This is a genomic window from Pseudonocardia sp. Ae505_Ps2 (genome assembly GCF_001932425.1).
Lineage (GTDB): Bacteria > Actinomycetota > Actinomycetes > Mycobacteriales > Pseudonocardiaceae > Pseudonocardia.
In genome coordinates this window covers 5557405-5583860 of sequence record NZ_MCIP01000001.1, presented here as the reverse complement: position 1 = coordinate 5583860, position 26456 = coordinate 5557405, and the positions used below count along the sequence as shown (strand labels likewise).

The following is a 26456-nucleotide window of genomic DNA, read 5'->3' as shown; positions in this document are numbered from 1 at the left end:
CCCATGACCGATCTCCCGGCCGTGGGGTGGCGGCTCCGCGGGACGCTGCTGGGCCCCGACGGTGCCGCGGGCACCGACCTGTACGTCGACGGCACCGGGCGGATCAGCCCGGAGCCGCTGCCCGGCGCCCAGGACCTGGTCACCGACGGCTGGATCGTCCCCGGTCTGGTCGACGCGCACTGCCACGTCGGGCTCGGGCCGAACGGCCCGGTCACCGACCTGGAGGAGTGCGCGGCCCAGGCACGCACCGACCGCGACGCGGGCACCCTGCTGCTGCGCGACTGCGGGTCCCCGGTCGACACCTCGCCGCTGCAGGCCCGCGACGACCTGCCCGAGATCATCCGCGCCGGGCGGCACGTCGCCCGCCCCAAGCGCTACATCTCCGGCCTCGCCGCCGAGCTCGACGACCCGCGCCTGCTGGTCGACGAGGTCCGGACCCAGGCGGCCCGCGGCGACGGCTGGGTGAAGCTCGTGGGGGACTGGATCGACCGTTCGGCGGGCCCCGACGACGCCGACCTCGCCCCGCTCTGGCCGGACGAGGTACTGGCCGAGGCGATCACCGCGGCCCACGGGGCCGGCGCCCGCGTCACCGCGCACGTCTTCGGCACCGAGGCGCTGCCCGGGCTGATCTGGGCCGGGATCGACTGCATCGAGCACGGCACCGGGCTCTCCGACGAGCTCATCGACGAGATGGCCGCCCGTGGCACCGCCCTGGTGCCGACGCTGATCAACGTCGAGACCTTCCCCGGTATCGCCGAGAAGGCGACGAAGTATCCCCGCTACGCCGGCCACATGCGTGACCTGCACACCCACGCCTGGGAGACCGTCGGACGCGCGATCGAGGCCGGGGTCCCGGTCTACGCGGGCACCGACGCCGGCGGCGGCATCCGGCACGGCCGGATCGCCGACGAGATCGCCGAGCTCGCCCGGGCCGGGCACCCGGACCCGATCGGGGCGGCGAGCTGGGCGGCGCGGTCCTGGCTGGGCCGCCCGGCCGGCCCGACGCCCGGTGCGCCTGCCGACCTGGTCGTGTACGACCGTGACCCGCGGGGGGATCTCGGCGTGCTGCGGGCCCCGTCGGTGGTCCTGATCCGCGGACGTCGGGTATCAACGGGGGCATGAGCAGTTCGCCCGGTTCGCCGCGGGGATCACGCGGAGCCTCCGCCGACGACCCGGACGGCTCGAGCCCGTCCGGGGCCGCGGCACCGTCGCCCGCCGGATCGTCGCCCGCCGGATCGTCGTCGCCCGCCGGACCGCCGCCCGCCGGGTGGCCGGGCGGGCCCGGGCCGAACGGTGCAGGCGGGCCCGGCCCGTACGGCCCGGGTGGGTCGACGCCGTACGGACCGGGTGGCCCGGCGCCCTGGGGGCCGGGTGGACCCGGGCAGCACGGCCCGGGCGCGCCGTACGGTCCGCCGCCGCGGCGCGGGCTGTTCGGGATCGAGCCGTCCCCGCCCCCGCCGCGCCCGTTCCGCGGGCTGCTCGCGTTCCTCGTGGTCGAGATCGTGTTCCTCGGCTCGTCGTTCCTGCTGGCCGTGGGCCTGGGGGAGGTCGACTCGGCACAGGAGGTCCTGCTCGCGATCGTCGTCCCGACGATCCTGGCCGCGCTCACCTGCGTCGTCTGGACCCGGGTGTTCGGCAGCGGTCCCGTCGCCGACCTGGGCCTGCAGTTCCGCTGGGAGGACGTCGGCATCGGGCTGCTGATCGGCGTCGCCGGGCTGTTCGTGACGATCCCCGCCGCGCTGGCCTACCTCTACCTGGTCGGCCCGGACCTCACGACCTCGGTCGGCGTCGCCTTCGAGGGCATCCGCACGACGTGGCCGGTCGCGCTGGCCGTGATGGTCGGCGTCGTCGTGATCGCGCCGGTCTGCGAGGAGATCGTCTACCGCGGCCTGCTGTGGAACGCCGTCGCCCACTGGATCGGCAACCGCTGGGTCGTGTTCGTGCTGACCACGGCGGTGTTCGCCCTGGCCCACCTGGAGTTCCTGCGTGCGCCGCTGCTGTTCGTCGTCGCGCTGCCGTTGGGGATCGCACGGCTGCTGACCGGCCGCGTCACCGCCGGGATCGTGGCGCACGCGGTCAACAACTTCCTGCCAGGGCTGGCCCTGGCCCTCATGCTGGTCGGGGCCTTTCCCGCGGTCTGAACGACGTCTGGCAGAATGGTCGATCGGGTCCGTGGCCGGCCCTCTACCTGCCACGGCCGACACCTACGAGTGAGCGAGCCCGTAACCCCACGCGAGGCAGGCTGACTCATCGCAGCACGAATCGACATTCGCGAGGAGCACCACAGCGTGGCCGTCAAGATCAAGCTGATGCGTCTGGGCAAGATCCGTCAGCCGTACTACCGCGTCGTCGTCGCGGACTCCCGTACGCGCCGCAACGGCCGGGCCATCGAGACGATCGGCAAGTACCACCCGAAGAACGAGCCGAGCCTGATCGAGATCGACTCGGACCGTGCGCAGTACTGGCTGGGCGTCGGCGCGCAGCCGACCGAGTCGGTGCAGAACCTGCTCGAGATCACCGGCGACTGGCAGAAGTTCAAGGGCCTGCCGGGCACCGAGGGCACCCTGAAGCCGCAGGCCGAGAAGGTCGACAAGCTGGCCCGCTTCAACGAGGCGCTGGCTGCGGCGAACGAGGAGCCGACCACCGCGGCCACCACCCCGAAGAAGAAGGGTGGCGACCGCGCCGGCAAGGCCGCTGACGCCGCCCCGGCCGAGGCCGCGACGAAGAGCGACGACGTCGCCGACGCGACCAAGGACGCGGCCGCGCCGGCCACCGAGTCGACCCAGTCGTGACTCTCATGGCGGACGCGCTCGAGCACCTCGTGCGCGGCATCGTCGACCACCCCGACGACGTCCGGGTGGACCTGGTCACCGGGCGTCGCGGTCGGATCCTCGAGGTCCGGGTGCACCCCGACGACCTCGGGAAGGTGATCGGCCGGGGTGGTCGCACCGCCACCGCCCTGCGCAACGTCATCGGTGGTGTGGGCGGTCGCGGCGTGCGCGTCGACGTCGTCGACACCGACCGGTGACGAGTTCCGCACCCGACGACGCCGGCCAGGTCCTGGTCGGCGTCGTCGTGCGTGTACACGGTCTGCGGGGTGAGGTCGTGGTCGAGCCCCGCACCGACGACCCGCGCACGCGGTTCGCGCCTGGTGCCGTCCTACAGGGCCACCGGACCCGCGGCGCGGGTCCCGGGCCGCTCACCGTCACCGGTGCGCGTGCCCACTCGGGTCGCTGGCTCGTGCTCTTCGAGGGCGTCGCCGATCGCGACGCCGCCGAGGCCCTGCGCGGGGTCCAGCTCAGGCTGCCGACCTCCGCGCTCGCCGAGCCGGAGGACCCGGAGGAGTTCCACGTCCACCAGTTGACCGGCCTGCGGGCCGAGCTGGCGGACGGGACCGCGGCGGGCACTGTCTCCGACGTCGTGCACGGGCCCGGCGGGTCCCTGCTGGTCGTCACCCGGCCCGCCGGACACGAGGCGCTCGTCCCGTTCGTCGAGGCGATCGTGCCCACCGTCGACCTGGCGGGGGGACGCGTGGTCCTCGACCCGCCCGACGGGCTGCTCGACCCCCAGGACTGATCGCGGCCCGGCACCCTCCCGTGGTGCCGGGCCGTTCTCGTGGCGCCGGTGTCAACCAAGGTTGACATCGAGTGCGTTGTCAACCTACATTGACACCATGAGCGATGCGACGGCGGTGGCCGCGGCGGCGTCCAGCACGGATCCGGCCGTGGGGCTGCGGGCGGTGGTGGCCCTGCGTGAGCTGCAGGAGTCCCTGGAGGAGCTGCAGGTCACCAACGCCCGCGACCAGGGGTGGTCCTGGCAGCAGATCGCCGACGCGCTGCGGATCAGCCGGCAGGCGGTGCACAAGAAGTACCGCCGGCTCGGCCTGTAGAGGGGGAGACACACATGTTCGAACGGTTCACCGACGAGGCCCGCAGGGTCGTCGTCCTGGCCCAGGAGATCGCCCGGACGAGGTACGCGGGGCGGATCGGGCCGGAGCACCTGCTGCTCGGGGTCCTGGGGTGCCCCGGTACGCCGGGGGAGGAGATCCTCTCCGCGGCCGGGGTCGACGCCCGCACCGTCGCCGAGGAGCTCGACCGGGTGGACGGCGCGCCCGGTGGCGACGCCGACGCCCTCGCCACCCTGGGCATCGACCTCGACGCCGTCCGGAACGCGGTGGAGGCGGGCTTCGGCCCCGGCGCGCTCGACCGACCGCGGCGCGAGCGGTGGCGGGCCGGGCACATCCCGTTCGAGAAGTCGTCGAAGAAGGCGCTCGAGCTGGCGCTGCGCGAGGCGGTCCGGCTGGGCGACCGGTTCATCGGGACCGAGCACGTCCTGCTCGGGCTGCTGCACCCGGACACCACGGCCTCACAGGTGCTCGACCGGTGCGGGGTGACGCTGTACGGCACCCGGGAGGCCGTGGAACGGCGGCGGCCCCGCCGGGCCGGCTGAGCCACCTGGCCGGGTCGCCCGTCCGGACGTCGACGCGCAGGTCATCGGCGTTCACGTCGTCGCTGCTCAGTCGTCGGCGCTCAGTCGTCGGCGCGGTCCGGGTCGTCCGGGTCCTCCGTCGGGTCGACCCTGGTCTGGGCCGAGCGCACCCCGTCGGTCTCCGACAGCGCCGCGGCCAGTCCGTTCAGGTCACCCCGGCCGTCGAGCCGCAGGGTGAGCGCGGCGACCCGGCCGCCGTCGTCGGTGTACGAGCCGCGGTGCACGGACACCCCGGCGACCGAGAAGCCGGCCGCGGTGCAACGCTCCAGGACCCGGCGGAGCACGCCGTGGCCGTCGTCGTAGCGGATCCGCAGCACCGGCGGGCGACGACGGTGCCGTCGCACCACCCGCGCAACCGGCTGCAGACCGCGGGTGACCAGGAAGTGCGCCGCCGTCGCCAGGACGGCCAGCGGGGCCAGGCCCGCGCCGCACGCCGTCCCGACCGCGGCGGCCAGCCAGATCGTGGCCGCGGTGGTGAGCCCGCGCACCACGTCCTGCCGGACGAAGATCAGCCCCGCGCCGATGAACCCGATCCCGGACACGATCTGCGCCGCGATCCGGGACGGGTCCAGGGCGACGTGCTCGGTCGTGAGCAGGTCGGCGAAGCCGTACTTCGAGATGACCATGAACACCGCCGCGCCGACGCCGACCAGCACGTGCGTGCGCAGTCCGGCGCTCTTCGCCCCGGCCTCGCGTTCCAGACCGATCGCCGTCGTCAGCAGTAGGGCGAGCAGCACCGGCGGCAGCAGGCTCCACTGCGCCGCCGTCGACCAGAGCGGCTCGGTCCAGGATTCCGACATGCGCGACCTCCTTCGGGGCGGGGGGACGGGCGCCTGCGACGATCCGCGCCGTGCGGATCGACGTCGTGACCATCTTCCCGTCCTACCTGCAACCGTTGCGCGAGGCACTGCTGGGGCGGGCGATCGACCGCGGGCTGCTGGACGTCGCCGTGCACGACCTGCGGGACTGGACCCACGACGTGCACCAGGCCGTCGACGACTCCCCGTACGGCGGCGGGCCGGGCATGGTCATGCGCCCCCAGGTGTGGGGCGAGGCCCTCGACGACGTGCTGGCCACCCCGGACCTGCCCGCCCGGCTGGTCGTCCCCACCCCGGCCGGGCGGGCGTTCACCCAGGCCACCGCGCACGCCTGGGCCGCCGAGGAGCGGCTGGTGTTCGCCTGCGGCCGCTACGAGGGCATCGACGAGCGCGTGCTGCTCGACGCCCGGGCCCGCGGCATCACCGTCGACGAGGTCTCGATCGGGGACTACGTGCTCGTCGGCGGGGAGGTCGCGGTGCTCGTGATGGTCGAGGCCGTCGCCCGGCTGCTGCCCGGCGTGCTGGGCAACCCGCGCTCGGCCGCCGAGGACTCCTTCTCCGACGGGTTGCTCGAAGGCCCGTCCTACACCCGTCCCGAGGTGTGGCGGGGGCTGGCCGTGCCGGAGGTGCTCCGCGGCGGGAACCACGCCGCGATCGCCCGCTGGCGCCGCGACCGGGCCCTGGAACGGACCCGGGACCGGCGCCCCGACCTGCTCGACGCGCTCGGGCCGGACGCCCTGGACGCCGCCGACCGCGCGGTGCTCGCCGCCGGGCGCCCCGACGACGACGCCGACGGCCCCACCGGCTGAGCGTTCCCGCCGGTCGCGTCCCCGGCCCGGCACCGCGGGGCCGGCCCAGGGCCGTGCGGGGGACCGTCCGGCCGTCGCCCGGCGGGCCCCCACCGGCGACCGGCGGTGCCCGGTGCGTCCGGTACGACCGGCCCCGCGGAGCCGTTCCCGGAGGCCCCGGACCACCGGGTGTCCGGGGCGATCTGCCCGTCTGGCACTATGGACGGGTTGCCAGCGCCGCGTGTGGCGCCCGGTGACGGTCACGTGTGCCCCGGTCCCGCCGGTGGTGCCGGCCGTACCGAGCCCGCCACGTGAGGAGCGTCGTCGCCAGTACGGCACGACCGCCCCGTGGCCCGGGCGCGATCCCGGATCGACCCGGGACCGGCACCGCACGACCCGCACGAACGACACACGAGGACGGACCGTCGACATGAACACCCTGGACGCACTGGACGCGGAGACCCTGCGCTCCGACATCCCGAACTTCCGCCCCGGGGACACCCTCAAGGTGCACGTGAAGGTCATCGAGGGCAACCGCACCCGTACCCAGATCTTCCAGGGCGTCGTCATCCGTCGCCACGGCTCGGGTGCCCGCGAGACCTTCACCGTGCGCAAGATCTCGTTCGGCGTCGGCGTCGAGCGCACCTTCCCGGTGCACACGCCGAACATCGAGAAGATCGAGGTCGCCACCCGCGGTGACGTCCGCCGGGCGAAGCTGTACTACCTCCGCGACCTCCGCGGCAAGGCCGCGAAGATCAAGGAGCGCCGGGAGACCACCGCGTCCTGACCGTCACCCAGTCGTGACGGACCGGTGACGTAATCTCGAAGCGTGGCCTTCCCCGAGCTCCCCGACGACCGCCGGGCCCGCCCCCGGCGGTATCGCGGCAGCGATGTCCCCGAGCGCCCCGGTCGGCGGCGGGCCCCCGAGGACCCGCCGCAGACCGGTGGCGAACCGGGTGGTGACGAGCAGCAGTGGCTGCTCGGCACCGCATTGCAGCACGGGGTGCCCGCCCGGGACGGCTCCGCGGACGGTGAGCCCGAGGGCGCACCGCGCGGGGTCCGTACCCGGCACACGGGCCCGGAGGACGGCGCTGACGGCGCAGGCCCCCGTGGACGTCGCTACCGCAACGGGTTCGACGAGCTCGCCGCCGGGCGCTCAGGTCGGCACGGCGTCGACGGGGCCGCCCCGGCCCCCGCGGACCGGCCCGCCCCGGCCACCGAGGGTCCGGACACGCTGCAGGCCCGCTACGCCGCCCGGCTGAACCGGCCTGACGGCCCCGAGGCCGGCGCCGCACCGAACGGCAGGTCGTGGCCACCTCCCGGCAGCCGCCCGGAGCACGCCCCGGAACCCCGGTACCCGGCATCGCCGGCCGGACACCCCGAGGGCGCCGGCCGCCACGGCATCCGCCCGGCCCCCGACCAGCCCCTTCCCGCCGGCGGGCACGGTCGTCGCGCCGCCGGGTACGACCCGAACAGCGCCGCCGGTCTCGACCCGAGCCGTACTGCGGGGTTCGATCCGAACCGTGCCGCGGGGTTCGACCCGAGCCGTCCTGCCGGGTTCGAACCGAACGCCGCCCCGCCCGTCCGCGGCCCCGGGGCACCTCGTCGCAACGGCCGGCCGGAGGGCCGTTCCCCCGAGGGCCACGCGCCCGACGGGTACGGCCGCCCCGACCCGCGTGGTCGTGGGGCCGGCCGCCCGCCGCTGCGCGGCCCGTCCGGCGAGTACACCAACGGTGCCCACCCGGACCAGCGCCCCGACGGAGCCGCCCCCGGTCAGCCGGACGGCACCGGTGCGTTCGGCGGTCCCGAGCGGTCCGCTCCGCGCGCCGGCCGCCGCCCCGCCGGGCCGCTCGCCGACGGCGCCGTCCCGCCGTCGCGCCGTCCCGTCCCGCCGCCGGTCGACGGCGTCCCGACCACACGTCGCCCCGTCCCGCCGGACGCCGACGCGACCACGCGCCGCCGGGTGCCGACCGAGGCCGACCCGCGGCGTACCCGCGCCGCCGCGGCCCCGGCCGGCGACGACGTCGACCCCGGCGCCGACCCCGAGACCGCCGCCGTCCCGCACCCCGGCTCCGATGCGCCGCCGCGGCCCCCCCGACGCCGCCGTCCGGCGGCCGCGTCGCCGGAACCGCCCGAGGAGCCCGACGAGAACCCCGCCGAGATCCCTGCCGAGCCGGAGGACGGGACGGACGAGCCGGAGCGCGCCACGGGTGGACGCGCCGCACGCCGCAACCGCCCCGTCGGCATCGGCGGCCGGATCGCCGCGCTCACCGGGCGCGGTTCCGCCGCGGCCGCTGCGGGTGAGGAGAAGCCCAAGACGGCGTTCTGGAAGGAGATCCTGCTCCTGGCCGGGGTCGCCATCCTGCTGACGGTCCTCATCCAGACCTTCCTCGCGAAGGTCTACGTCATCCCGTCGAGCTCGATGGAGACGACGCTGCACGGCTGCACCGGCTGCAACAACGACCGGGTGCTCGTCGACAAGGTCACCTACAACTTCACCGACATCAGCCCGGGCGACATCGTGGTCTTCCGCGGCACCGACGGCTGGGCCAGCGAGACCTACAGCGGCGAGGGCAGCGAGAACCCGCTGGTCAAGGGCATGCAGACGCTCGGCTCGCTGGTCGGGATCGCCCCGCCGGACGAGAAGGACTTCGTCAAGCGGGTCATCGCCGTGGGGGGCCAGACCGTCTCCTGCTGCGACGCGCTCAACCAGGTCGTCGTCGACGGGCAGCCGCTGACGGAGCCCTACATCTACTACCTGCCCGAGGCGGGTCCGGCCCGGCAGATCCCGTTCGGCCCGATCACCGTCCCCGAGGGCCAGTACTGGATGATGGGCGACTCGCGGAACAACTCCGCGGACTCCCGGGCGGCGGGGCACGGCCCCATCCCCGAGGCCAACATCATCGGCAAGGTACGGCTGATCGTGCTGCCCTTCGACCGGTTCGGCTGGGTCAGTGCGGTCGACCCGCAGACCACGGCCGACGCGGCCGGGCTGCCGGGGCTGCCCGACGGTCTGCCGCTGGCACTGGGCATCATGGGGACACTGCCGCTCGCGGCCGGTCGCCGACGGGCCCTGCTCGCCCGCGCCGAGGCCGAGCGGTTCCTGCCCGCGACGCGCCCCCCGCACGGGTGGCGCCGGAGAACCTGACCGGGAGCACCGTGCCGGTTCCGCCCACCCGCGCCCGTCCCGCCGGACGGCCGCGTGCCCGCCGACGCCCCGTACGGGTCCTGCCCGACGGGCTGCGTCCGCCGCGTGCCGTCGTCCGCGACGGCGGCACCTGGACCCTGCAGACGGTCCTGCAGCGCCACGGGCTCGGCCCGGTCGCCGGCGTCGACGAGGCCGGTCGCGGTGCCAGCGCCGGACCGCTGGTCGTCGCCGCGGCGGTGCTGCGGCCCGCGGACGCGAAGGCCCTCGACGGGCTGACCGACTCGAAGCTGCTGACCCCGGCCGCCCGTGACCACTGGTACGACCGCATCCGGGCCCGGGCGCTGGACCACGCCGTCGTCGTGATCCCGGCGGCGGAGGTTGACCGCCGCGGGGTGCACGTGGCCAACATCGAGGGCATGCGTCGCGCGGTGGCCGCGCTGACCGCGGTCACGCCCGGCTACGTCCTGACCGACGGCTTCCCGGTCCGCGGCTTCGGCAGCCCGGCCCTCGCGGTGCCGAAGGGCGACCGGGTGGCGGCCTGCATCGCGGCGGCGTCGGTGCTGGCCAAGGTGACCCGGGACCGCATCATGACCGCACTCGACGCCGAGCACGACCGCTACGGCTTCGCGGTGCACAAGGGCTACAACACCCCGGACCACGAGGCCGCGCTGCGCGCACACGGGCCCTGTCCGGAGCACCGGTTCTCCTTCGCGAACGTCGCCGCGGTGGCCGGGCGCGAGGCCCCGGCGGGGCTGGTCCACAATGGGGCGCTCCCCGAGCAGGAACCCGACCCCGGAGACCCGGGGGACACGGTCGGGGCGTGGGAGCCGTTGGAGATCGTCACAGGAGGAGCGGGCCGGTGAGCGCCGAGGATCTCGAGAAGTACGAGACCGAGATGGAGCTCACGCTCTACAAGGAGTACCGCGACATCGTCGCCCAGTTCTCCTACGTCGTGGAGACGGAGCGCCGGTTCTACCTGGCCAACTCCGTCGACGTCGCCCCGCGCAACGCCGACGGCGAGGTCTACTTCGAGGTGCGCATGTCCGACGCGTGGGTGTGGGACATGTACCGCCCGGCGCGGTTCGTCAAGAACGTGCGGGTCGTGACGTTCAAGGACGTCAACATCGAGGAGCTCGACACCCCGGACCTGCGGCTCCCCGACGACGACCAGTTCCCGGGCTGAGCGGGTAGCAGACCCCACCGACGGTTCCACCGTCCCGGCCGCGCGGCCGACGGTGCCCGTCCACAACCGGCGGATCCGTCCACAGCCGGCCGATCCACCCCCGCGACGGGCCCACCCGGCCCGATCGTGGACCCATGGCAGCGAAGGACGAGCTCGGGCGCCGCGGTGAGGACACCGCCGCCGAGTACCTCGAACGGGCACACGGGATGGTCGTGCTCAGCCGCAACTGGCGGTGCACGCACGGCGAGATCGACATCGTCGCGGTCGACCCGCAGCAACGGCTGGTGTTCTGCGAGGTCAAGACCCGTTCCGGTCTCCGCTACGGCGAACCCGCCGAGGCGGTGACCCCCCGCAAGACACGCCGGATCCGGATGCTGGCCAAGGCGTTCATGGCCGCCCACCGGGTCAGCTGGGTCGAGATCAGGTTCGACGTCGTGGCGGTCCTGATCCGAGCCGGCCGGCCGGTCACCCTCACCCACTACCCGGCGGCGTTCTGATGCGGCCCCCGGCACGCATCTGGTCGGTCGCGCTGCACGGCGTCGACGGCGTCCCCGTCGAGATCGAGGCGGTCATCGGCGGCGGGATGCCCGGCGTGCACCTCGTCGGCCTGCCCGACGCCGCGCTCAACGAGTCCAAGGACCGGGTGCGGTCCGCGATCGTGCACTCCGGCCGCACCTGGCCCAACGAGCGGATCGTGCTCGCCCTCTCCCCGGCGACACTGCGCAAGACCGGCAGCCGCTTCGATCTCGCACTGGCGCTCGGCGTCCTGGTCGCCGCGGACGCGGTGCCGCCCGACCGGCTGCGCGGCACCGTGCTGCTCGGCGAGCTCGCTCTCGACGGCAGGCTGCGCCCGGTGCGCGGCGTGCTGCCCTGCCTGCTCGCCGCGCGGGACGCCGGGATGATCCGCGCCGTCGTGCCCCGCGCCACGCTCGCGGAGGCCGCGCTGGTCGACGGCATCGAGGCGTTCGGCGCCGACAGCCTCGGCGACGTCCTGGACTGGGCGACGGGCAACCGGCTGCTGCACCGGCACGACGGCGGACCGGAGGAGGCCCCGGCCGCCGTGGCCCCCGAGCTGGCCGACGTGCTCGGCCAGCACGACGCCCGGCGCGCCCTGGAGATCGCCGCCGCCGGCGGGCACCACCTGCTGATGGTCGGCCCGCCCGGCACCGGCAAGACGATGCTCGCCCAGCGGGTGGTGGGGCTGCTGCCCGAGCTCGACCGCTCCGAGGCGCTGCAGCTCGCCGCGATCCGCTCGGTGGCCGGGCGGCTCGGCGACACCGGGGCGCTCAGCACGTGCGCGCCGTTCGTCGCGCCGCACCACTCGGCGTCGACCGCGGCGCTGCTCGGCGGGGGAAGCGGCGTCGCCCGGCCCGGCGCGGTGTCGCTGGCCCACCGCGGGGTGCTGTTCCTCGACGAGTGCCCGCACTGGCCCGCCTCGGTCCTCGACGGGCTGCGCACCCCGCTGGAGGAGGGCGAGGTCCGGCTGTCCCGCGCCGACGGCACCGTGCGCTATCCGGCCCGTTTCCAGCTCGTCCTCGCAGCGAACCCGTGCCCGTGCGCCCCGCCGATCGACCGTGACTGCACCTGCCGCCCCGACGTCCGCCGCCGCTACCTGTCCCGGCTGTCCGGTCCGCTGCTCGACCGGGTCGACCTGCGGGTGGCGATGGAGCCGGTGACCGCGCTGCGGGTGACCGAGCAGCGGGGCGAGGACACCGCGACCGTCCGCCGCCGGGTGCTCGACGCGCGTGCCGCCGCCGTCGCGCGGTGGTCGGAGCACGGGTGGCGGTGCAACGCCGAGGTGCCCGGCCCCGCCCTGCGGACCCGCTTCCCGCTGCCCGCCCGCGTGATCGCACCGCTGGAGGCCCGGTTGCGCGCCGGTGACCTCAGCGCCCGCGGCGCGGACCGCGCGCTACGGGTCGCGTGGACGCTCAGCGACCTCGCCGGGGCCGACCGGCCCGACCGCGGTCTGGTCGACGCGGCGCTGTACTTCCGCGAGCGGGGTGCCGTGTGAGCGCCCCGGGCCCGGCCGCCGGCACGGGCACCGACATCGCCCGGGGCACCGACATCGGCCGGGGCGTCGGCAGGGTGCCCGAGGAGGTCCTGCGCGCCCGCGCCTACCTGATGCGCTGCGTCGAACCCCCGAACCGGCACCTCGTCGCGCTGGTCGACCGGTACGGGCCGGTCGAGGCGGCCGACCGGCTGCGCCGCGGCGCGGTCCCCGACGAGCTGCTGCGCGCCGCCGCGGCCCGGCGGGGCACCGACCGGTCCGAGGCCGACCTGGAGGAGGCCGCCCACGCCGGGGCCCGCCTGCTCGTGCCGGAGGACCCGGGGTGGCCGTCGTGGCCGTTCCGGTCGTTCGCCGAGGCCCCGCGGGCCGACCTCGCGCCCCCGATCGCGCTGTGGGCCCGCGGGCCGGGGGAGATCGCGACGCTCGCCGACCGGTCGGTCACCGTCGTCGGCTCGCGCGCCGCGACCCCGTACGGGTTGGGCGTGGCCGCGGACTTCTCCGCGACCCTGGCCCGGCGCGGCGTCGCGGTCCTGTCCGGCGCCGCGTTCGGCATCGACGCGGCCGCGCACCGGGGGGCCCTCGCCGTCGACGGTGCGACGGTCGCGGTCCTGGCCTGTGGCCCGGACCGGGTCTACCCGGCCGCGCACACCGGTCTCCTGGAACGGATCGCCGCGACCGGTCTGGTGCTCACCGAGTACCCGCCCGGCACGATCCCCGGGCGGCTGCGGTTCCTGGTCCGCAACCGGCTGCTGGCCGCACTCGGTGTCGGGACCCTCGTCGTCGAGGCCGGGGCGCGCAGCGGGACGAAACGGACCGCCGCCGACGCGACCGCGCTCGGGCGCCCGCTGATGGCGGTGCCGGGCCCGGTCACGTCGGGGATGTCGGTCGGCTGCCACGAGCTGGTTCGCTCGCACCAGGCGGGCCTCGTCGGGCGGCCCGAGGACGTCCTGGAGGTCGTCGGCCGGCTGGGCGTGGACCTCGCCTTGCCGCCGCAGGGGGAGTCCCGCCCGACCGACGGGCTCGACCCGCGGGTGCTCGCGGTCCACGACGCGCTGCCCGCCCGGGCCGCGTGGCCGCCGGGACGGATCGGCGAGGCCGCGGGCGTCGGCCCCGACGAGCTGCGCGCGGCGCTGACCGAGCTGGAGGACCGTGGGCTCGCCGAGTACCACCAGGGGCTGTGGCAGCGCCCGGCACGCCGGGCGGGTCCTTGACCGGCGGCCCTCAGCAGCGGACCGTCCGGTCATGGCGCGCACAGAGTCCACCGGTCCCGCGGCGCCCTCCGGTCCCGCGGCGTCCTCCGATCCCGCAGCCGAGCCGGGCCCCGGCGCGGTCGCGCGTCCCGACGACCGGACCCGGACCGAGGCCGACGGCCCGCCCGCGGACCGGGCGGGCGCTCGTGCTGCAGGCGACCGGACCGCCACCGGTGACGGGCTCGCCCCGGACGTCGCCGCCGCGCTCGAGGAGTTCACCGGGCACCTTCGCCTCGAGCGGAACCGCTCGCCGCACACCGTCCGCGGTTACCGCTCGGACCTCACCGACCTGCTCCGTGGTCTCCCCGGCCTCGGCGCGCTCGACCTGGACCACCTGCGTCGGCGGCTCGGCGCGACGCACGCCGCCGGCGCCGGGCGGGCCACCGTCGCGCGGCGCACCGCCGCGGCCCGTACGTTCTGCGCCTGGGCGGTGCGCACCGGGCGGCTCGACCACGACCCGGCGGCCCGCCTCGGGTCACCGCGCGCGGGCACCGTCCTCCCGGAGGTACCCGCCGCGGCGGAGACCGCGGCGGTGCTGGACGCGGTGACCTCGGGCGCGGCGGAGGACGCCCCGGAGGCCCTGCGCGACCTGCTGGTCCTCGAACTGCTCTACGCGACCGGGATCCGGGTCGCCGAGCTGTGCGGACTCGACGTCGGTGCGATCGACGAGTCCGCCCGTACGTTGCGGGTCCGGGGCAAGGGCGACCGGGAACGGACCGTGGTGTTCGGGGTCCCCGCCGCGCGCGCCCTGCGCCGCTGGCTCGACCACGGCCGACCGGCGCTGGCGACCCCGTCGTCGCCGCCGGCACTGCTGCTGGGCGTGCGGGGCGGGCGGCTCGACCCGCGCGTCGCGCGGACCGTCGTGCACCGCGCGATCCGGGCGGTACCGGGCGTCCCCGACGTCGGGCCGCACGGTCTGCGGCACGCCGCGGCGACGCATCTGCTCGAGGGCGGAGCCGACCTTCGTTACGTACAGGAGTTACTCGGTCACGCTACGCTGTCGACCACGCAGCTCTACACGCACGTGACCGTCGACCGGTTGAAGGTGGTTCATGACCAGGCGCACCCTCGGGCGTGAGGTGTCCCCGACGACACCGCGCCGGCCCGACGCGTTCCCCGCCGCCCTGGCCACGGCCCTCGACCGGGTCGCCGCGGGGGCCGACACACCCCGCGCGGCCGTCCTCGGACCGGTCCCCGACCCACCCGGGTCCCCGCGTCGCGGTCCCCTCGAGGCCACCTCGGGGCAACCGTCGGCGGACGTGGCCCCGGGGTGCATCGCGCTGGTCCCGTCGACGGGCGGGTCGCCCCGCGACACGCCCGACGGCGTCCGAGGTCACCTGAACGAGACCGTCGAGCCGGCGGTCGTGCCGCTGTGGCGCGAGTTCCTCGCCACCCGCGCCCCCGCCGCTCGGCGACGCCTGGTCGAGCACCACGCCCCGCTGGTGCGCGGCGTGGGCACGAAGCTGGCGGTACGGCTGCCGTCGTCGATCGAGCTGGCCGACCTGCTCCAGTCCGGGACGTTCGGCCTGATGGAGGCCGTCGACCGGTTCGACCCCGCCCGCAGGATCCGCTTCGAGGCCTATGCGGCCCAGCGCGTCCGGGGCGCCATGCTCGACGAGCTGCGCGCCCAGGACTGGGTGCCCCGCACCGTGCGGGCGCGCAGCCGCGAGGTCGAGCGGGCCCGCGAGGCGGTGCAGCTCCGGGCCGGGCGCCCCGCGACCGACGGGGAGCTCGCCGCGGAGCTGGGCGTCGCGGTGCGCGAGCTCCGTCAGGCCCGGCGGCCGATGTACCTGGTCAGCGCCGAGGACCTCGGTGCGGGCGGTTCCGCGGGCTCGCCGCTGTCCACGCTCGCGGCCGACGACTCGGTGGACCCGGTGACCGCGGCGGTCCGGCGGGAGACCGGGGCGGAGCTGCGTGCCGCGATCGGTCTGCTGGGGGAGCGGGACCGGCTGGTCCTGCACCTCTACTACGTCGAGAACCGGACACTGGCCGAGATCGGCGGGATCCTCGGGGTCACCGAGTCCCGGGTCTGCCAGCTCCATGCCCGGACGATCACCCGCCTGCGGGCCTCGTTGGAGCCGGCGCTGGCGGGCTGACCTCCGCCGGAGCGTCCTCCGTGGGCTCGGGTGCCCCCTCCCAGGGCAGCAGCCGCACCCGGGGAGGGCGCAGCAGTACCAGCGGATCGAGGTGGTCGAGCCGCTCCCGTCGCACGCCCCAGTGCAGGCAGGCCGCGACCGGGCATCCGGTGTGCCCGGGTTCCAGCGTCCCCACCGGGTCGCCCCCGGCGAGCCGCGCCCCGGCCACGACGCCGGCGGTCACCGGCTCGTAGGTGCTCCGCAACCCGTCGGGGTGGTCGACCGAGACGACGCCGCGCCCGGCGATCCGGCCGGCGAAGACGACGACCCCCTCCCGCGCGACGAGCACCGCCTGTCCGGGGGAACCTGCCAGGTCGGCGCCGCGGTGCCCGCGGCCGTAGCGGAACGCGGGCTTGCGGAACACCGCCGTGACCGCCGGGGGCGGGAGCAGGGGCCACGCGTAGTCCGCCCCCGGTGCCGGGATCCCCGCCCCGGGTGGCCGCGGCGGTGCGGGCGCGGGGCCGACCCCGTCCGGGGGGCCGCCCGGAGCGGGTTCGACGGGCGCGGGGTCGACGGACGCGGGCGCCGCGGACGCAGGTGCGGCGACCGCCGCCCCCGGCGGCACGAGCGCGACACCGATCACCACCACGGCGAGCAGCACCGCCCCCGCCCGCAGCCCGGCCCGCCATCCCGGCGGGCGGGACACGGGGCGCGGGCTCCGGGGCAGGTCGTCGAGCGGGGGAACGGACGGGACGGGCAGAGGCACCCGTCCAGCCTGCGGCGGCGACCGCTCGTCGCCGGGGTGGACCGCCGTCCTGTGGACGTACCGGCCGGTTGTGGACAGCCGCCGTCGGAACCGGGCTCCGCCGCGATCGGCCCGGAGGCCCCGGCGTACACTGGATCCCGCACCACGTCCGTCGTGGTGACTTCGCGCGCCCGCTCGCCCGTCGCGCCGTTCCCCAGGGTACGGCGTCGGGAGCGGAGGCCGGGCGGTCCTGCGATCCCGACGTCACGCTCACGTGTGGCCAGGGGGAGCGGGTCCGGCTCCGCCGCGGGCGCCAGGGTGGTCCACCGACCGGTGGGCCCACGAACCGCCTGCGCGGCACCCGCCGCGCCCGACCGAGAGGTGAACGCAGGCCATGGCCGTCGTCACCATGAAGCAGCTGCTCGACAGCGGCGTGCACTTCGGGCACCAGACCCGTCGCTGGAACCCGAAGATGAAGCGCTACATCCTCACCGAGCGCAACGGCATCTACATCATCGACCTCCAGCAGACGCTGTCGTACATCGACCGCGCCTACGAGTTCGTGCGCGAGACCGTCGCGCACGGCGGGACGATCATGTTCGTCGGCACCAAGAAGCAGGCCCAGGAGGTCATCGCCGAGGAGGCGGCCCGGGTCAACATGCCGTACGTCAACCAGCGCTGGCTGGGTGGCATGCTCACGAACTTCCAGACCGTGCACCGTCGCCTGCAGCGCCTCAAGGAGCTCGAGGCGATGGAGCAGAACGGTGGCTTCGAGGGCCGCTCGAAGCGCGAGATCCTCACGCTGACCCGTGAGAAGGACAAGCTCGAGAAGACCCTCGGCGGTATTCGCGACATGTCCAAGGTCCCGTCCGCCGTCTGGATCGTGGACACCAAGAAGGAGCACATCGCCGTCGGCGAGGCCCGGAAGCTCAAGATCCCGGTCGTCTCCATCCTGGACACGAACTGCGACCCGGACGAGGTCGACTTCCCGATCCCGGGCAACGACGACGCGATCCGCTCGGCCGCGCTGCTGACCAAGGTCATCGCCAAGGCCGCCGCCGACGGTCTGGTCTCCCGTGGCCAGCGCCGTGGCGAGGGTGGCGAGGCCGCCGCCGAGCAGCCGCTCGCCGAGTGGGAGCAGGACGTCCTGGCGGGCAACGAGGTCGGCTCCGACGGTGCCAGCCTCTCCGCCGCCGGTGGCGACGGTGCGGCCGCTGCGACCGCCCCGGCGTCGACCAGCAACGGCACCCAGAACTGAGTACGCGCACCGGGCGGGCCCGCTTCCGTGGGCCCGCCCGGTGCGACCCGGTGACCCATTCCCGTCACGACCCAGAGGACGAGAGACACCCGATGGCGAACTACACCGCCGCCGACGTCAAGCGGCTCCGTGAGCTCACCGGCTCCGGGATGATGGACTGCAAGAAGGCGCTCGAGGAGTCCGAGGGCGACTTCGACAAGGCCGTCGAGCTCCTCCGCATCAAGGGCGCGAAGGACGTGGGCAAGCGCGCCGAGCGCGCCACCGCCAACGGCCTGGTCGTCGCCGACGGCGGCACCCTGGTCGAGCTGGACTGCGAGACCGACTTCGTCGCCAAGTCCGACGACTTCATCGCGCTGGCCGAGAAGATCCTGGCCGCCGCGGTCGCCGAGAAGCCGGCCGACCTCGACGCGCTGCGCGAGACCAAGCTCGACGACGGCACCGTGGGCGAGGCCGTGCAGGCCCTGTCCGCCCGCATCGGCGAGAAGTTCGAGCTGAAGCGCTACGCCCGGGTCGACGGCCAGGCCGCCGTCTACCTGCACAAGCGCGCCACCGACCTGCCCCCGCAGATCGGCGTCCTGCTCGCCTACGAGGGCGACGACGCCGAGGCCGCCCGCGGTCTCGCGATGCAGGTCGCGGCGGCCCGGCCGGAGTACCTGACCCGTGAGCAGGTCCCCGCCGAGATCGTCGAGAACGAGAAGAAGATCGCGGAGGCGACCGCCCGCGAGGAGGGCAAGCCCGAGCAGGTCCTGCCCCGCATCGTCGAGGGCCGGGTCAACGGCTACTACAAGGACGTCGTGCTCCTGGAGCAGGCCTCCGTGGTCGACCCGAAGAAGTCGGTCAAGGCCGTCGCCGACGAGGCGGGTCTGACCATCAACGACTTCGTCCGTTTCGAGGTCGGCCAGAACTGATCCTCCCCGCCCCCGCCCGGGTGGTGCTCCGCGCACCGCCCGGGCGGCGGGTGAGAGGATCGTGACCGCCAGCGAGTACGACCAGGCCGGGGGATGCAACCGTGATCGAGGAAACCCTCTTCGACGTCGAGGAGAAGATGGAGAAGGCCGTCACGGTCGCCCGTGACGATCTGGCGTCGGTGCGTACCGGCCGGGCCACTCCGAACATGTTCTCCAGGATCGTCGTGGACTACTACGGCGCGTGGACCCCGCTGAACCAGCTCGCCTCGGTGTCGATCCCCGAGGCGCGGATGGCGGTCATCAAGCCCTACGACGCCAGCCAGCTCAAGCAGCTCGAGAAGGCGATCGCCGACTCGGACCTCGGCGTCAACCCGTCGAACGACGGGCAGATCATCCGCGTGATCATCCCGCAGCTCTCCGAGGAGCGGCGCCGGGACATGGTCAAGGTCGCCCGGGGCAAGGGTGAGGACGCGCGCGTCGTGCTCCGTGGCCTGCGCCGCAAGGCGATGGACGAGCTGCACCGCATCCAGCGTGACGGCGAGGCCGGCGAGGACGAGGTCGCCCGCGCCGAGAAGGAACTGCAGGGCGTCACGGACCGCTACGTCGCGCAGATCGACGAGCTGGTCAAGAACAAGGAATCCGAGCTCCTCGAGGTCTGAGCCCGGTGCCCTCCTCCTCCGACGCCGCCGTCCCCGTGACCTCCGACCTCCCCGGTGACGGGCCCGCCGGCGTGTCGGCGACCCCGGACGTGCCGAAGCCCGTCCGGGGACAGAAGGGGTACAAGCGGTCCCGGCTGGGTCGCAACCTCGTCGCGGCGATCGCGGTCGGCGTCGGGCTCGGCGTCGTCATCCTGCTGAGCCTGCTGATCCATCGTCAGGGCTTCGTCCTGGTGCTCGCCTGCGTCACCGCGGTCGGGACCTGGGAGCTCGCGGGTGCGCTGCGCCGGGGCGCCGACATCCGCGTGTCGTTGCCGGTGCTGCTGGTCGGCGGTCAGGCCGTCGTCTGGTTGTCCTGGCCGTTCGGCCTGCACGGCGCCGCGATCGCCCTCACCGCCACGGTGCTGGGCTGCCTGCTGTGGCGGATGCGGAGCGGGGCGGCGCACTTCGTGCGCGACATCAGCGCCTCGCTGTTCGTCGCCGTCTATGTGCCGCTGCTGGTGGCCTTCGCCGTGCAGCTGACCGTCGCCCCGGACGGCGTGGGCCGGGTCCTGACCTTCCTGCTCTGCGTGGTCGCCTCCGACGTCGGCGGGTACGCCGCGGGCGTCGTCGCGGGCCGGCACCCGATGGCCCCCACGATCAGCCCGAAGAAGTCCTGGGAGGGCTTCGCGGGCTCGCTGATCGCCGGCATGGCAGTGGGCTTGCTCTGCATGGGGCTGCTGCTCGACGCGCCCTGGTACTGGGGACCGCTGGTCGGCGCGCTGCTCGTCGCGACGGCCACCCTGGGCGACCTCGTCGAGTCGCTGGTGAAGCGCGACATCGGGGTCAAGGACATGGGCAACCTGCTGCCCGGGCACGGCGGTCTGATGGACCGTCTGGACTCGCTGCTGCCGGCCGCGTTCGTCGCCTGGGCGATCCTCGGGATCGTCGTCCCGATCGCGTGAGGCGCACCTACCAGGGGTTCGGCGGACAGCCGAAGCCCGGCCCGGCCATCCCCAGCCCGAACATCTGGAACTGGCCCGAGGTCTACGAGACCGAGAACCGCGCCCAGGACGCCGACGGCGAGCTCTGGGCGGCGCTGTGGGCCGAGACCGGGGGCTGGGCGGGCGCCGACGTCGTCGACGTCGGCTGCGGCGACGGCTTCCACCTGCCGCGCTTCGCCGAACGGGCCGCCACCGTCACCGGTGTCGAGCCGCACCCGCCGCTGGTCGAACGGGCACGTCGGCGCGTCGCCGACGACCCCCGCATCACCCTGCACACCGCGGGCGCCGAGCGGCTCCCGTTGCCGGACGCGAGTGCCGACCTGGTCCACGCCCGCACCGCCTACTTCTTCGGGCCGGGCTGCGAGCCGGGGCTCGCCGAGGCCGAGCGGGTGCTCCGCCCGGGCGGGGTGCTCGCCGTCGTCGACCTGGACTTCACGGCGCGGCCCTATGGGACGTGGCTGCGCGCGGACCTGCCGCGCTACGACGCGCCCGCGGTCGACCGGTTCTTCGCCGCCCACGGCTTCGCGCTGCGCCGGGTCACCTCGACCTGGCGGTTCGACTCCCGCGCGGACCTGGAGGAGGTCCTGCGCATCGAGTTCTCCCCGCGCACCGCGCGCCGGGCGATCGACGACGTCGCCGACCGCACCGTGCGCGTGGGCTACCGGCTCCACACCCGGCGCCGCGCGGACGGCCTCGTGCTGCCGTCCTGAGCCGCGGCGCCGGGAGCGGGCTCAGGACAGGGTGATCGACCCGTCCGCGACGGTGACCTGCCGCGGGTCGAGCGGCCGCTGGGCCGGTCCGTCGAGGACGGCGCCGTCGAGGGAGAAACGGCTGTTGTGGCACGGGCAGACGATCTGCCCGTCGGTGATCTGGCTGACGGCGCAGCCCTGGTGCGGGCAGACCGCGGACAGCCCGGTGAACGTCCCCTGCTGCGGCTGGGTGACGACGACCTGGGCGTCGGTGAAGATCGCGCCGCCGCCGACCGGTACCGCGGACGCCGGGCCGAGGACGGTGCCGGGGGAGCCCTGCGGGGCGTCCCCGCTCTGGGCCTGACCACCGTTGTCGGTGGTGGTGGAACCGCTGCCGCCACCGCAGGCGGCGACCGCGCCGATCGCGGCCACGCCGGCGCCGGCGATCATCGCGCGGCGACCGAGGGCGGGACCTCCGGCGCGCGGGGCGGGCTCGGGGTCGGTGGAGGACGTCGTGGGGAGGGTCATGGCTCTCCTGGGGGAGGCCGGGCGGGGCCCGGCGGTGTGGTGGTGGCGGCCCGGGGGTTCGGGGACCCGGGCACGTGACGAGCCTCCCATGATGTCCGGTTCGAGGGAGGACGGGTGTGTCGTTCCGCCACACCCGCGCCGTGTCCCGGGGCGCTCTCGCTACCGTGGGTGCATGCCGTACACGATGCGCCAGCCGTCGCTGGGCGTTCCCGTGCCGAGTCTGGAGATCGTCCTGGGCCTGCTCGCCTGGGCGGTCGGCGCGGGTGGCCTCGGGAACGGGTTCGCCACCGTCCTCGTCGCGCTCGGGATCTTCCTGACCGCGTACCTGTGGATCGTGCGCCGGCGCAACGCCGCGATGGCGGTGACCCTGCACCCCGAGCGCAAGCGCCGGATGCAGCGGCTGATCGTGATCGGCGTCGCGGGGATCGTGCTGCTGCCGTTGCTGCTGTCCCTGGTCGGCTACGGCGAGCTGTCCACCCCCCTGTCCGCCGCGCTCGTCGGGGTGCTGCTGATCCAGGCGTCCACCGTGCTGGAGGAGCGCAGCCTCGTCGCGACCGGCGGCCTGGTCCTGCTCATCGCCGCGTTCGGCGCCTTCCTGGCCCTGACCTACCAGGGGCAGGGGACCGGGTCCGCGGTGCCGGTGACCGGTCTCTGCGCCGGGATCGTGCTGTGGGTCGCGGCCGCGCGCAGGCTCGGGATCCTGGAGGACCTGTCCCGGCGCTTCAACGTGCGGATCCCCGGGATCCGCTGACCCGCGACCGGGCTGGCACACTGGGGGGTGCCATGTCCAGCCTCCCGCTCGTCTTCGACGCACCCCGCCGCGGTACTCCGCCCCGCCACCTCGCCGACCTCGACCCGGCCGACCGTGCCGCCGTCGCGCAGGAGCTCGGCGTACCGCGGTTCCGCCTCGACCAGTTGGCCCGCCACTGGTTCGGTCGTCTCACCGACGACCTCGACGCCATGAGCGACCTCGGCGGTGACGTCCGGGAGAAGCTGCGTCCGCTGCTCCCGCCGCTGGTCACGCCGTTGACCGAGAAGGCGTGCGACGGCGGCGCCACCCGCAAGACGCTGTGGCGCGGCCACGACGGCGTGCTCGCCGAGAGTGTCCTGATGCGCTACCCGGACCGGGCGACGGTCTGCATCTCCAGCCAGGCGGGCTGCGGGATGGCGTGCCCGTTCTGCGCGACCGGCCAGGGCGGTCTGCAGCGCAACCTGTCGACCGCCGAGATCGTCGACCAGGTCCGCCGCGCCGCGGCCCAGGCGCGCGACGGGGTGCTGGACGAGCCGACCCGGTTGTCGAACGTCGTGTTCATGGGGATGGGCGAGCCGCTCGCCAACTACAAGCGGGTCGTCGCCGCCGTCCGCCGGATCACCGAGCCCGCCCCGGACGGGCTGGGCATCTCCGCCCGCGGGGTCACCGTGTCCACCGTCGGGCTGGTCCCGGCGATCGACCGGCTCCGCGAGGAGGGCATCCCGGTCACCCTGGCGATCTCGCTGCACTGCCCGGACGACGAGCTGCGCGACACCCTCGTCCCGGTCAACAACCGGTGGAAGGTCGCCGAGGTCCTCGACGCGGGCCGCCGCTACGCCACCACGACCGGCCGCCGCGTCTCCATCGAGTACGCGCTGATCCGTGACGTGAACGACCAGCCGTGGCGCGCCGACATGCTGGGGAAGGTCCTGCGGCAGCACATCGGGACCTCGAGGGTGCACGTCAACCTGATCCCGCTGAACCCGACGCCGGGCAGCGAGTGGGACGCCTCGCCCAAGCCCGTCGAGGAGGAGTTCGTGCGCCGGGTCCGCGCGGCCGGCGTCGCCTGCACCGTCCGCGACACCCGCGGCCAGGAGATCGACGCGGCCTGCGGCCAGCTCGCCGCCTCGCACCCGGGCTGACCCGCCCGGCGGCCCCTCGTGCCGCTCGCCGCGTCGCATCCGGGCCGGTCTCCGCCCGGCGGCCCCCTCGCGCCGCCGGGCAGAGCCGCTCAGAGCCGGTCGCCGGTCTCCGGGTGGAACAGGTGCAGCCCCTCGGTCGAGGGCGTCAGCGCCACCCGGTCCCCGCGCCGTGCGCCGGTGCGTCCCGCGGTCCGCACGACGACGGCGTCGTCACGCGAACCGGTCAGCGAGGCCGTCGCCGACAGGTCACCGGCGACCTCGGCGAGGGTGCCGTAGAGGTAGGCGTCCGATCCCAGCTCCTCGACGACGTCGACCCGGGCCGGGATGCCCTCGCCGCCGTCGGGGGAGACCGTCCACTGCTCGGGACGGATGCCGAGGGTCACCTCGGTGAGCCGCTGCGCCCCGATCGTCGACCGGGCGTCCTGGGGCAGGGCGATCTCCCGCCCGGCCAGGGTCACCCCGCGCTCGGTCACCCGCGCGGTGAACAGGTTCATCGCCGGCGAGCCGATGAACCCGGCGACGAACGCGTTCTGCGGCCGGTCGTACAGGTCGGCCGGGGTGGCGAACTGCTGCAGCTTGCCGTCGGCCAGCAGCGCGACGCGGTCGCCCATCGTCATGGCCTCGACCTGGTCGTGGGTGACGTAGACGGTGGTGACGCCCAGCCGCCGCTGCAGCGCGGCGATCTCGGTGCGGGTCTGCACCCGCATCTTCGCGTCGAGGTTCGACAGCGGCTCGTCCATCAGGAAGACCCGCGGCTCGCGCACGATCGCCCGGCCCATCGCGACGCGCTGGCGCTGGCCGCCGGACAGCGCGCGCGGCTTGCGGTCGAGGTAGTCGGTCAGGCCGAGGATCTCGGCGGCCTCCTTGACCTTGACCGCACGCTCGGCCTTGTCGATCCCGGCCATCTTGAGCGGGAACGCCATGTTCTCCCCGACGGTCTTGTTCGGGTAGAGCGCGTAGTTCTGGAACACCATGGCGATGTCGCGGTCGCGCGAGGGCACCCCGACCATGTTCTCGCCGTCGATCCGGATCGAGCCGCCGTCGATCTCCTCGAGGCCCGCGAGCATCCGCAGCGCCGTCGACTTGCCCGATCCGGACGGCCCGACGAGCACGACGAACTCGCCGTCCTCGATCGTCAGGTCCAGCCGGTCGACGGCAGGCTTCGCCCCGGGGGGTGTAGATCCGAGATGCCTGGTCGAACACCACGTCAGCCACGGCGGGCTCCCATCCTGTTCACGAACACGATCACTTGACGGCCCCGAAGGACAGGCCCTGGACCAGCTTGTTCTGGGCGATCCAGCCGGCGATGACCACCGGCAGCGCGGCCACGGTCGCCGCGGCGCACAGGCTGGCGAAGTAGAGGCCCTCGGAGGTGATGAACCCGACGAGGTACACGGGCACGGTCGCGGCCCGGGAGGCGGTGAGGTTCACCGCGAAGAAGAACTCGTTCCAGGCGAAGATCATGCAGATCAGCGCCGTGGCGGCCATGCCGGGCGAGATGATCGGCAGCACGACCTCGCGGAGCGAGCGCCACAGCGACGCGCCGTCCATGCTCGCGGCCTCCAGGAGCTCCTTGGGGACCTCCAGGAAGAACGACCGCATCATCCACACCGCGATCGGCAGGTTCATCGCCGTGTAGAGCACGACGAGCGTCCAGATGTTGTCCAGCGCGCCCAGGTAGTTCACGACGACGTAGATCGGCACGATCGCGGCGACGACCGGCAGCATCTTGGTCGAGATGAAGAAGAACAGCACGTCCTGGGTCTTCTTCACGGGCCGCAGCGACAGCGCGAACGCGGCCGGGGTGCCCAGCAGGAGCACCAGGACCGTCGAGGCGACCGTCGCGAACAGCGAGTTGAGCAGGTAGGGCCCGACGCCGCCGCCGAACACCTCGGCGAAGTTGTCGAAGGTGGGTGCGAAGAACACCGTCGGCGGGATCGTGACGGCCTGCGCCTCGGTCTTGAAGGCGGTCATCACCATCCACAGCACCGGGAAGAAGAACCCGAGCCCGACGATCCAGGCCAGGACGCCCAACAGCGGCCCGGCCCCGCGCGGGGCCTTCCGCGGCGTCGTCGCGGGGGTGGAGGTCCGTTCGGCGACTGCGGTCATCACGCCTCCTCGGCGGCGGAGAAGCTGCGGAAGATCAGACGCAGCGCCAGGGTTGCCACGATGATCGTCGCCACCACGGTGACCACGCCCATCGCGGCGGACTCACCGATGTCGAAGCCCAGGAACGCCCGCTGGTAGATGTAGAACGGCAGGTTCGCCGACGCCGTACCCGGACCGCCCTGGGTCATCATGTAGATCGTGTCGAACGTGTTGACCAGGTAGATCGCGCCGAGCACGACACCCAGCTCGATGAACCGCTGCAGGTGCGGCAGCGTCACCTCGCGGAACACCGCGAACCCGGTCGCCCCGTCCATCCGGGCGGCCTCGAGGACCTCCTGCGGCTGCGAGCCGAGCCCGGCGAGGATCAGCAGCATCATGAACGGCGTCCACTGCCACACCAGCGCGATGATCACCGCGGCCCGCGGGAAGGTGGACACCCAGTCGGTCTGCCCGGCGCCGAACGGCGAGAGCAGGAAGTTCACCAGGCCGTAGGTGGGGTCGAACAGGACCGACTTCCACAGCAGGGCACCGGCGACCGGGGTGATCAGGAACGGCGTGATGATCAGCGTCCGGACGATGCCGCGGCCCAGGAACGCACGGTTGAGCAGCAGCGCGATCAGCAGCCCGAGGACCATCGCGATGGCCACCGACCCCAGGGTCAGCAGGATCGAGTTCAGCGCGACCCCGCGGAACTGCGAGTCGGTGAACACCGTCGCGTAGTTCTCCAGCCCGACGAAGCGCTGGCTGCCGGGGCGTACCAGGTTCCAGGACTGCAACGAGTACCAGATCGTCACCAGGAACGGCAGCTGCGTGATGATGATCGTGAAGATCAGCGCGGGCAGCAGCGGGGCCCGGCGGATCCAGCCGTCGCGGCGCTGTGCTGCCGGCGAGGTCTGCCGTTCCGGTGCCGCCTGCGGTGGTGCCTCTGT

Annotated in this window: 29 protein-coding genes and 1 pseudogene; 24 read left to right on the top strand and 6 right to left on the bottom strand. The window is 74.5% G+C overall.

What is annotated here, in order from left to right; all coding sequences use genetic code 11:
- The first annotated feature begins 3 nt into the window (after positions 1 to 3).
- The 7 genes from Ae505Ps2_RS26015 (at position 4) to Ae505Ps2_RS25985 (ending at position 4449) form a co-directional block, all read left to right on the top strand.
- Positions 4 to 1122 carry an amidohydrolase family protein gene (locus tag Ae505Ps2_RS26015; protein WP_084786445.1) on the top strand — a complete coding sequence of 373 codons (1119 nt, stop codon included), beginning with the start codon at positions 4 to 6 and terminating at the stop codon, positions 1120 to 1122.
- Positions 1119 to 2141, top strand: coding sequence for a type II CAAX endopeptidase family protein (locus Ae505Ps2_RS32185; protein ID WP_084786443.1), 1023 nt, complete (start codon positions 1119 to 1121; stop codon positions 2139 to 2141). The genes Ae505Ps2_RS26015 and Ae505Ps2_RS32185 overlap by 4 nt, the downstream gene beginning before the upstream one ends.
- Before the next feature lie 147 nt (positions 2142 to 2288).
- Positions 2289 to 2792: a 30S ribosomal protein S16 gene (gene rpsP, locus Ae505Ps2_RS26005; protein WP_075307601.1), complete on the top strand. Its 504-nt coding sequence runs from the start codon at positions 2289 to 2291 to the stop codon at positions 2790 to 2792.
- Complete coding sequence (locus Ae505Ps2_RS26000) at positions 2789 to 3028, top strand: RNA-binding protein (RefSeq protein ID WP_020625231.1); 240 nt, start codon at positions 2789 to 2791, stop codon at positions 3026 to 3028. The genes rpsP and Ae505Ps2_RS26000 overlap by 4 nt, the downstream gene beginning before the upstream one ends.
- On the top strand, positions 3025 to 3576 hold the full coding sequence (gene rimM / locus Ae505Ps2_RS25995) for a ribosome maturation factor RimM (protein ID WP_020625232.1): 552 nt from the start codon (positions 3025 to 3027) through the stop codon (positions 3574 to 3576). The genes Ae505Ps2_RS26000 and rimM overlap by 4 nt, the downstream gene beginning before the upstream one ends.
- Positions 3577 to 3673: 97 nt before the next feature.
- On the top strand, positions 3674 to 3889 hold the full coding sequence (locus tag Ae505Ps2_RS25990; RefSeq protein WP_020625233.1) for a helix-turn-helix domain-containing protein: 216 nt from the start codon (positions 3674 to 3676) through the stop codon (positions 3887 to 3889).
- Between the two features lie 14 nt (positions 3890 to 3903).
- The gene (locus tag Ae505Ps2_RS25985) at positions 3904 to 4449 is read left to right on the top strand and encodes a Clp protease N-terminal domain-containing protein (RefSeq protein ID WP_075307599.1); all 546 of its coding nucleotides are present in this window, start codon (positions 3904 to 3906) and stop codon (positions 4447 to 4449) included.
- A gap of 80 nt (positions 4450 to 4529) precedes the next feature.
- On the opposite strand, the gene Ae505Ps2_RS25980 is transcribed toward Ae505Ps2_RS25985, so the two are convergent.
- On the bottom strand, positions 4530 to 5288 hold the full coding sequence (locus tag Ae505Ps2_RS25980) for an MgtC/SapB family protein (RefSeq protein ID WP_020625235.1): 759 nt from the start codon (positions 5286 to 5288) through the stop codon (positions 4530 to 4532).
- A 50-nt stretch (positions 5289 to 5338) separates the two neighbouring features.
- On the opposite strand from Ae505Ps2_RS25980, the gene trmD reads away from it, so the two are divergent.
- The 10 genes from trmD to Ae505Ps2_RS25930 all read left to right on the top strand — a co-directional run bounded on the left by trmD (position 5339) and on the right by Ae505Ps2_RS25930 (position 15779).
- Positions 5339 to 6115 (top strand): tRNA (guanosine(37)-N1)-methyltransferase TrmD, encoded by a 777-nt coding sequence (gene trmD, locus Ae505Ps2_RS25975; protein WP_075307597.1) that lies wholly within the window; start codon positions 5339 to 5341, stop codon positions 6113 to 6115.
- Between the two features lie 409 nt (positions 6116 to 6524).
- Positions 6525 to 6881 (top strand): 50S ribosomal protein L19, encoded by a 357-nt coding sequence (gene rplS, locus Ae505Ps2_RS25970; protein ID WP_060714490.1) that lies wholly within the window; start codon positions 6525 to 6527, stop codon positions 6879 to 6881.
- Between the two features lie 42 nt (positions 6882 to 6923).
- Complete coding sequence (lepB, locus tag Ae505Ps2_RS33740) at positions 6924 to 9242, top strand: signal peptidase I (RefSeq protein ID WP_249265351.1); 2319 nt, start codon at positions 6924 to 6926, stop codon at positions 9240 to 9242.
- Between the two features lie 92 nt (positions 9243 to 9334).
- Entirely contained in the window at positions 9335 to 10105 is a 771-nt protein-coding gene (locus Ae505Ps2_RS25960; RefSeq protein ID WP_083696300.1) for a ribonuclease HII, read from the top strand.
- Entirely contained in the window at positions 10102 to 10425 is a 324-nt protein-coding gene (locus tag Ae505Ps2_RS25955) for a DUF2469 domain-containing protein (RefSeq protein ID WP_020627284.1), read from the top strand. The genes Ae505Ps2_RS25960 and Ae505Ps2_RS25955 overlap by 4 nt, the downstream gene beginning before the upstream one ends.
- 134 nt (positions 10426 to 10559) lie before the next feature.
- Positions 10560 to 10922 carry a YraN family protein gene (locus Ae505Ps2_RS25950; RefSeq protein WP_075554071.1) on the top strand — a complete coding sequence of 121 codons (363 nt, stop codon included), beginning with the start codon at positions 10560 to 10562 and terminating at the stop codon, positions 10920 to 10922.
- Entirely contained in the window at positions 10922 to 12436 is a 1515-nt protein-coding gene (locus tag Ae505Ps2_RS25945; RefSeq protein ID WP_075554070.1) for a YifB family Mg chelatase-like AAA ATPase, read from the top strand. Before Ae505Ps2_RS25950 ends, Ae505Ps2_RS25945 begins: the two co-directional genes overlap by 1 nt.
- Positions 12433 to 13644 (top strand): DNA-processing protein DprA, encoded by a 1212-nt coding sequence (locus tag Ae505Ps2_RS25940; RefSeq protein ID WP_233147466.1) that lies wholly within the window; start codon positions 12433 to 12435, stop codon positions 13642 to 13644. Before Ae505Ps2_RS25945 ends, Ae505Ps2_RS25940 begins: the two co-directional genes overlap by 4 nt.
- A gap of 31 nt (positions 13645 to 13675) precedes the next feature.
- Positions 13676 to 14761 carry a tyrosine-type recombinase/integrase gene (locus Ae505Ps2_RS25935; protein ID WP_083702278.1) on the top strand — a complete coding sequence of 362 codons (1086 nt, stop codon included), beginning with the start codon at positions 13676 to 13678 and terminating at the stop codon, positions 14759 to 14761.
- Positions 14736 to 15779, top strand: coding sequence for a FliA/WhiG family RNA polymerase sigma factor (locus tag Ae505Ps2_RS25930; protein ID WP_083695702.1), 1044 nt, complete (start codon positions 14736 to 14738; stop codon positions 15777 to 15779). Before Ae505Ps2_RS25935 ends, Ae505Ps2_RS25930 begins: the two co-directional genes overlap by 26 nt.
- Here Ae505Ps2_RS25930 and Ae505Ps2_RS25925 read toward each other — a convergent pair.
- Positions 15736 to 16524, bottom strand: a complete 789-nt coding sequence (locus Ae505Ps2_RS25925) for a M23 family metallopeptidase (RefSeq protein WP_233147467.1) — start codon at positions 16522 to 16524, stop codon at positions 15736 to 15738. The two genes, Ae505Ps2_RS25930 and Ae505Ps2_RS25925, sit on opposite strands and share 44 nt — an antisense overlap.
- Positions 16525 to 16897: 373 nt before the next feature.
- Between Ae505Ps2_RS25925 and rpsB the strand changes: the two genes are divergently transcribed.
- From rpsB to Ae505Ps2_RS25900, 5 genes are all read left to right on the top strand, one after another.
- On the top strand, positions 16898 to 17761 hold the full coding sequence (gene rpsB / locus Ae505Ps2_RS25920; RefSeq protein ID WP_060711374.1) for a 30S ribosomal protein S2: 864 nt from the start codon (positions 16898 to 16900) through the stop codon (positions 17759 to 17761).
- A gap of 92 nt (positions 17762 to 17853) precedes the next feature.
- Positions 17854 to 18669, top strand: coding sequence for a translation elongation factor Ts (gene tsf, locus Ae505Ps2_RS25915; protein WP_020622048.1), 816 nt, complete (start codon positions 17854 to 17856; stop codon positions 18667 to 18669).
- A gap of 101 nt (positions 18670 to 18770) precedes the next feature.
- Positions 18771 to 19328, top strand: a complete 558-nt coding sequence (gene frr, locus Ae505Ps2_RS25910; protein ID WP_020622047.1) for a ribosome recycling factor — start codon at positions 18771 to 18773, stop codon at positions 19326 to 19328.
- A gap of 5 nt (positions 19329 to 19333) precedes the next feature.
- Complete coding sequence (locus tag Ae505Ps2_RS25905; protein WP_084786440.1) at positions 19334 to 20269, top strand: phosphatidate cytidylyltransferase; 936 nt, start codon at positions 19334 to 19336, stop codon at positions 20267 to 20269.
- Complete coding sequence (locus tag Ae505Ps2_RS25900; RefSeq protein WP_083695704.1) at positions 20266 to 21018, top strand: class I SAM-dependent methyltransferase; 753 nt, start codon at positions 20266 to 20268, stop codon at positions 21016 to 21018. Before Ae505Ps2_RS25905 ends, Ae505Ps2_RS25900 begins: the two co-directional genes overlap by 4 nt.
- 21 nt (positions 21019 to 21039) lie before the next feature.
- Here Ae505Ps2_RS25900 and Ae505Ps2_RS25895 read toward each other — a convergent pair whose 3' ends face one another.
- Complete coding sequence (locus Ae505Ps2_RS25895; RefSeq protein WP_075307591.1) at positions 21040 to 21525, bottom strand: Rieske (2Fe-2S) protein; 486 nt, start codon at positions 21523 to 21525, stop codon at positions 21040 to 21042.
- A gap of 172 nt (positions 21526 to 21697) precedes the next feature.
- Here Ae505Ps2_RS25895 and Ae505Ps2_RS25890 point away from each other — a divergent pair, with 172 nt between their 5' ends.
- Positions 21698 to 22276, top strand: a complete 579-nt coding sequence (locus Ae505Ps2_RS25890; RefSeq protein WP_020622044.1) for a hypothetical protein — start codon at positions 21698 to 21700, stop codon at positions 22274 to 22276.
- Positions 22277 to 22308: 32 nt separating this feature from the next.
- Entirely contained in the window at positions 22309 to 23418 is a 1110-nt protein-coding gene (gene rlmN / locus Ae505Ps2_RS25885) for a 23S rRNA (adenine(2503)-C(2))-methyltransferase RlmN (protein ID WP_020622043.1), read from the top strand.
- Between the two features lie 89 nt (positions 23419 to 23507).
- Here the strand turns inward: rlmN and ugpC are convergent.
- The 3 genes and pseudogenes from ugpC to Ae505Ps2_RS25870 form a co-directional block, all read right to left on the bottom strand.
- Positions 23508 to 24633: pseudogene (ugpC, locus tag Ae505Ps2_RS25880) on the bottom strand (sn-glycerol-3-phosphate ABC transporter ATP-binding protein UgpC).
- A 30-nt stretch (positions 24634 to 24663) separates the two neighbouring features.
- Positions 24664 to 25527, bottom strand: a complete 864-nt coding sequence (locus Ae505Ps2_RS25875) for a carbohydrate ABC transporter permease (RefSeq protein WP_020622041.1) — start codon at positions 25525 to 25527, stop codon at positions 24664 to 24666.
- Entirely contained in the window at positions 25527 to 26387 is an 861-nt protein-coding gene (locus tag Ae505Ps2_RS25870) for a sugar ABC transporter permease (RefSeq protein WP_043276338.1), read from the bottom strand. Before Ae505Ps2_RS25870 ends, Ae505Ps2_RS25875 begins: the two co-directional genes overlap by 1 nt.
- Positions 26388 to 26456 lie beyond the last annotated feature (69 nt).

Bases quoted from the DNA above. Each gene is read 5' to 3' on its own strand.
- Ae505Ps2_RS26015 (WP_084786445.1), top strand. From the start codon at position 4: ATGACCGATCTCCCGGCCGTGGGGTGGCGGCTCCGCGGGACGCTGCTG.
- Ae505Ps2_RS32185 (WP_084786443.1), top strand. From the start codon at position 1,119: ATGAGCAGTTCGCCCGGTTCGCCGCGGGGATCACGCGGAGCCTCCGCC.
- Ae505Ps2_RS25990 (WP_020625233.1), top strand. From the start codon at position 3,674: ATGAGCGATGCGACGGCGGTGGCCGCGGCGGCGTCCAGCACGGATCCG.
- Ae505Ps2_RS25985 (WP_075307599.1), top strand. From the start codon at position 3,904: ATGTTCGAACGGTTCACCGACGAGGCCCGCAGGGTCGTCGTCCTGGCC.
- Ae505Ps2_RS25980 (WP_020625235.1), bottom strand. From the start codon at position 5,288: ATGTCGGAATCCTGGACCGAGCCGCTCTGGTCGACGGCGGCGCAGTGG.
- rplS (WP_060714490.1), top strand. From the start codon at position 6,525: ATGAACACCCTGGACGCACTGGACGCGGAGACCCTGCGCTCCGACATC.
- Ae505Ps2_RS25950 (WP_075554071.1), top strand. From the start codon at position 10,560: ATGGCAGCGAAGGACGAGCTCGGGCGCCGCGGTGAGGACACCGCCGCC.
- Ae505Ps2_RS25945 (WP_075554070.1), top strand. From the start codon at position 10,922: ATGCGGCCCCCGGCACGCATCTGGTCGGTCGCGCTGCACGGCGTCGAC.
- Ae505Ps2_RS25935 (WP_083702278.1), top strand. From the start codon at position 13,676: ATGGCGCGCACAGAGTCCACCGGTCCCGCGGCGCCCTCCGGTCCCGCG.
- Ae505Ps2_RS25930 (WP_083695702.1), top strand. From the start codon at position 14,736: ATGACCAGGCGCACCCTCGGGCGTGAGGTGTCCCCGACGACACCGCGC.
- rpsB (WP_060711374.1), top strand. From the start codon at position 16,898: ATGGCCGTCGTCACCATGAAGCAGCTGCTCGACAGCGGCGTGCACTTC.
- tsf (WP_020622048.1), top strand. From the start codon at position 17,854: ATGGCGAACTACACCGCCGCCGACGTCAAGCGGCTCCGTGAGCTCACC.
- Ae505Ps2_RS25895 (WP_075307591.1), bottom strand. From the start codon at position 21,525: ATGACCCTCCCCACGACGTCCTCCACCGACCCCGAGCCCGCCCCGCGC.
- Ae505Ps2_RS25890 (WP_020622044.1), top strand. From the start codon at position 21,698: ATGCCGTACACGATGCGCCAGCCGTCGCTGGGCGTTCCCGTGCCGAGT.
- rlmN (WP_020622043.1), top strand. From the start codon at position 22,309: ATGTCCAGCCTCCCGCTCGTCTTCGACGCACCCCGCCGCGGTACTCCG.
- Ae505Ps2_RS25875 (WP_020622041.1), bottom strand. From the start codon at position 25,527: ATGACCGCAGTCGCCGAACGGACCTCCACCCCCGCGACGACGCCGCGG.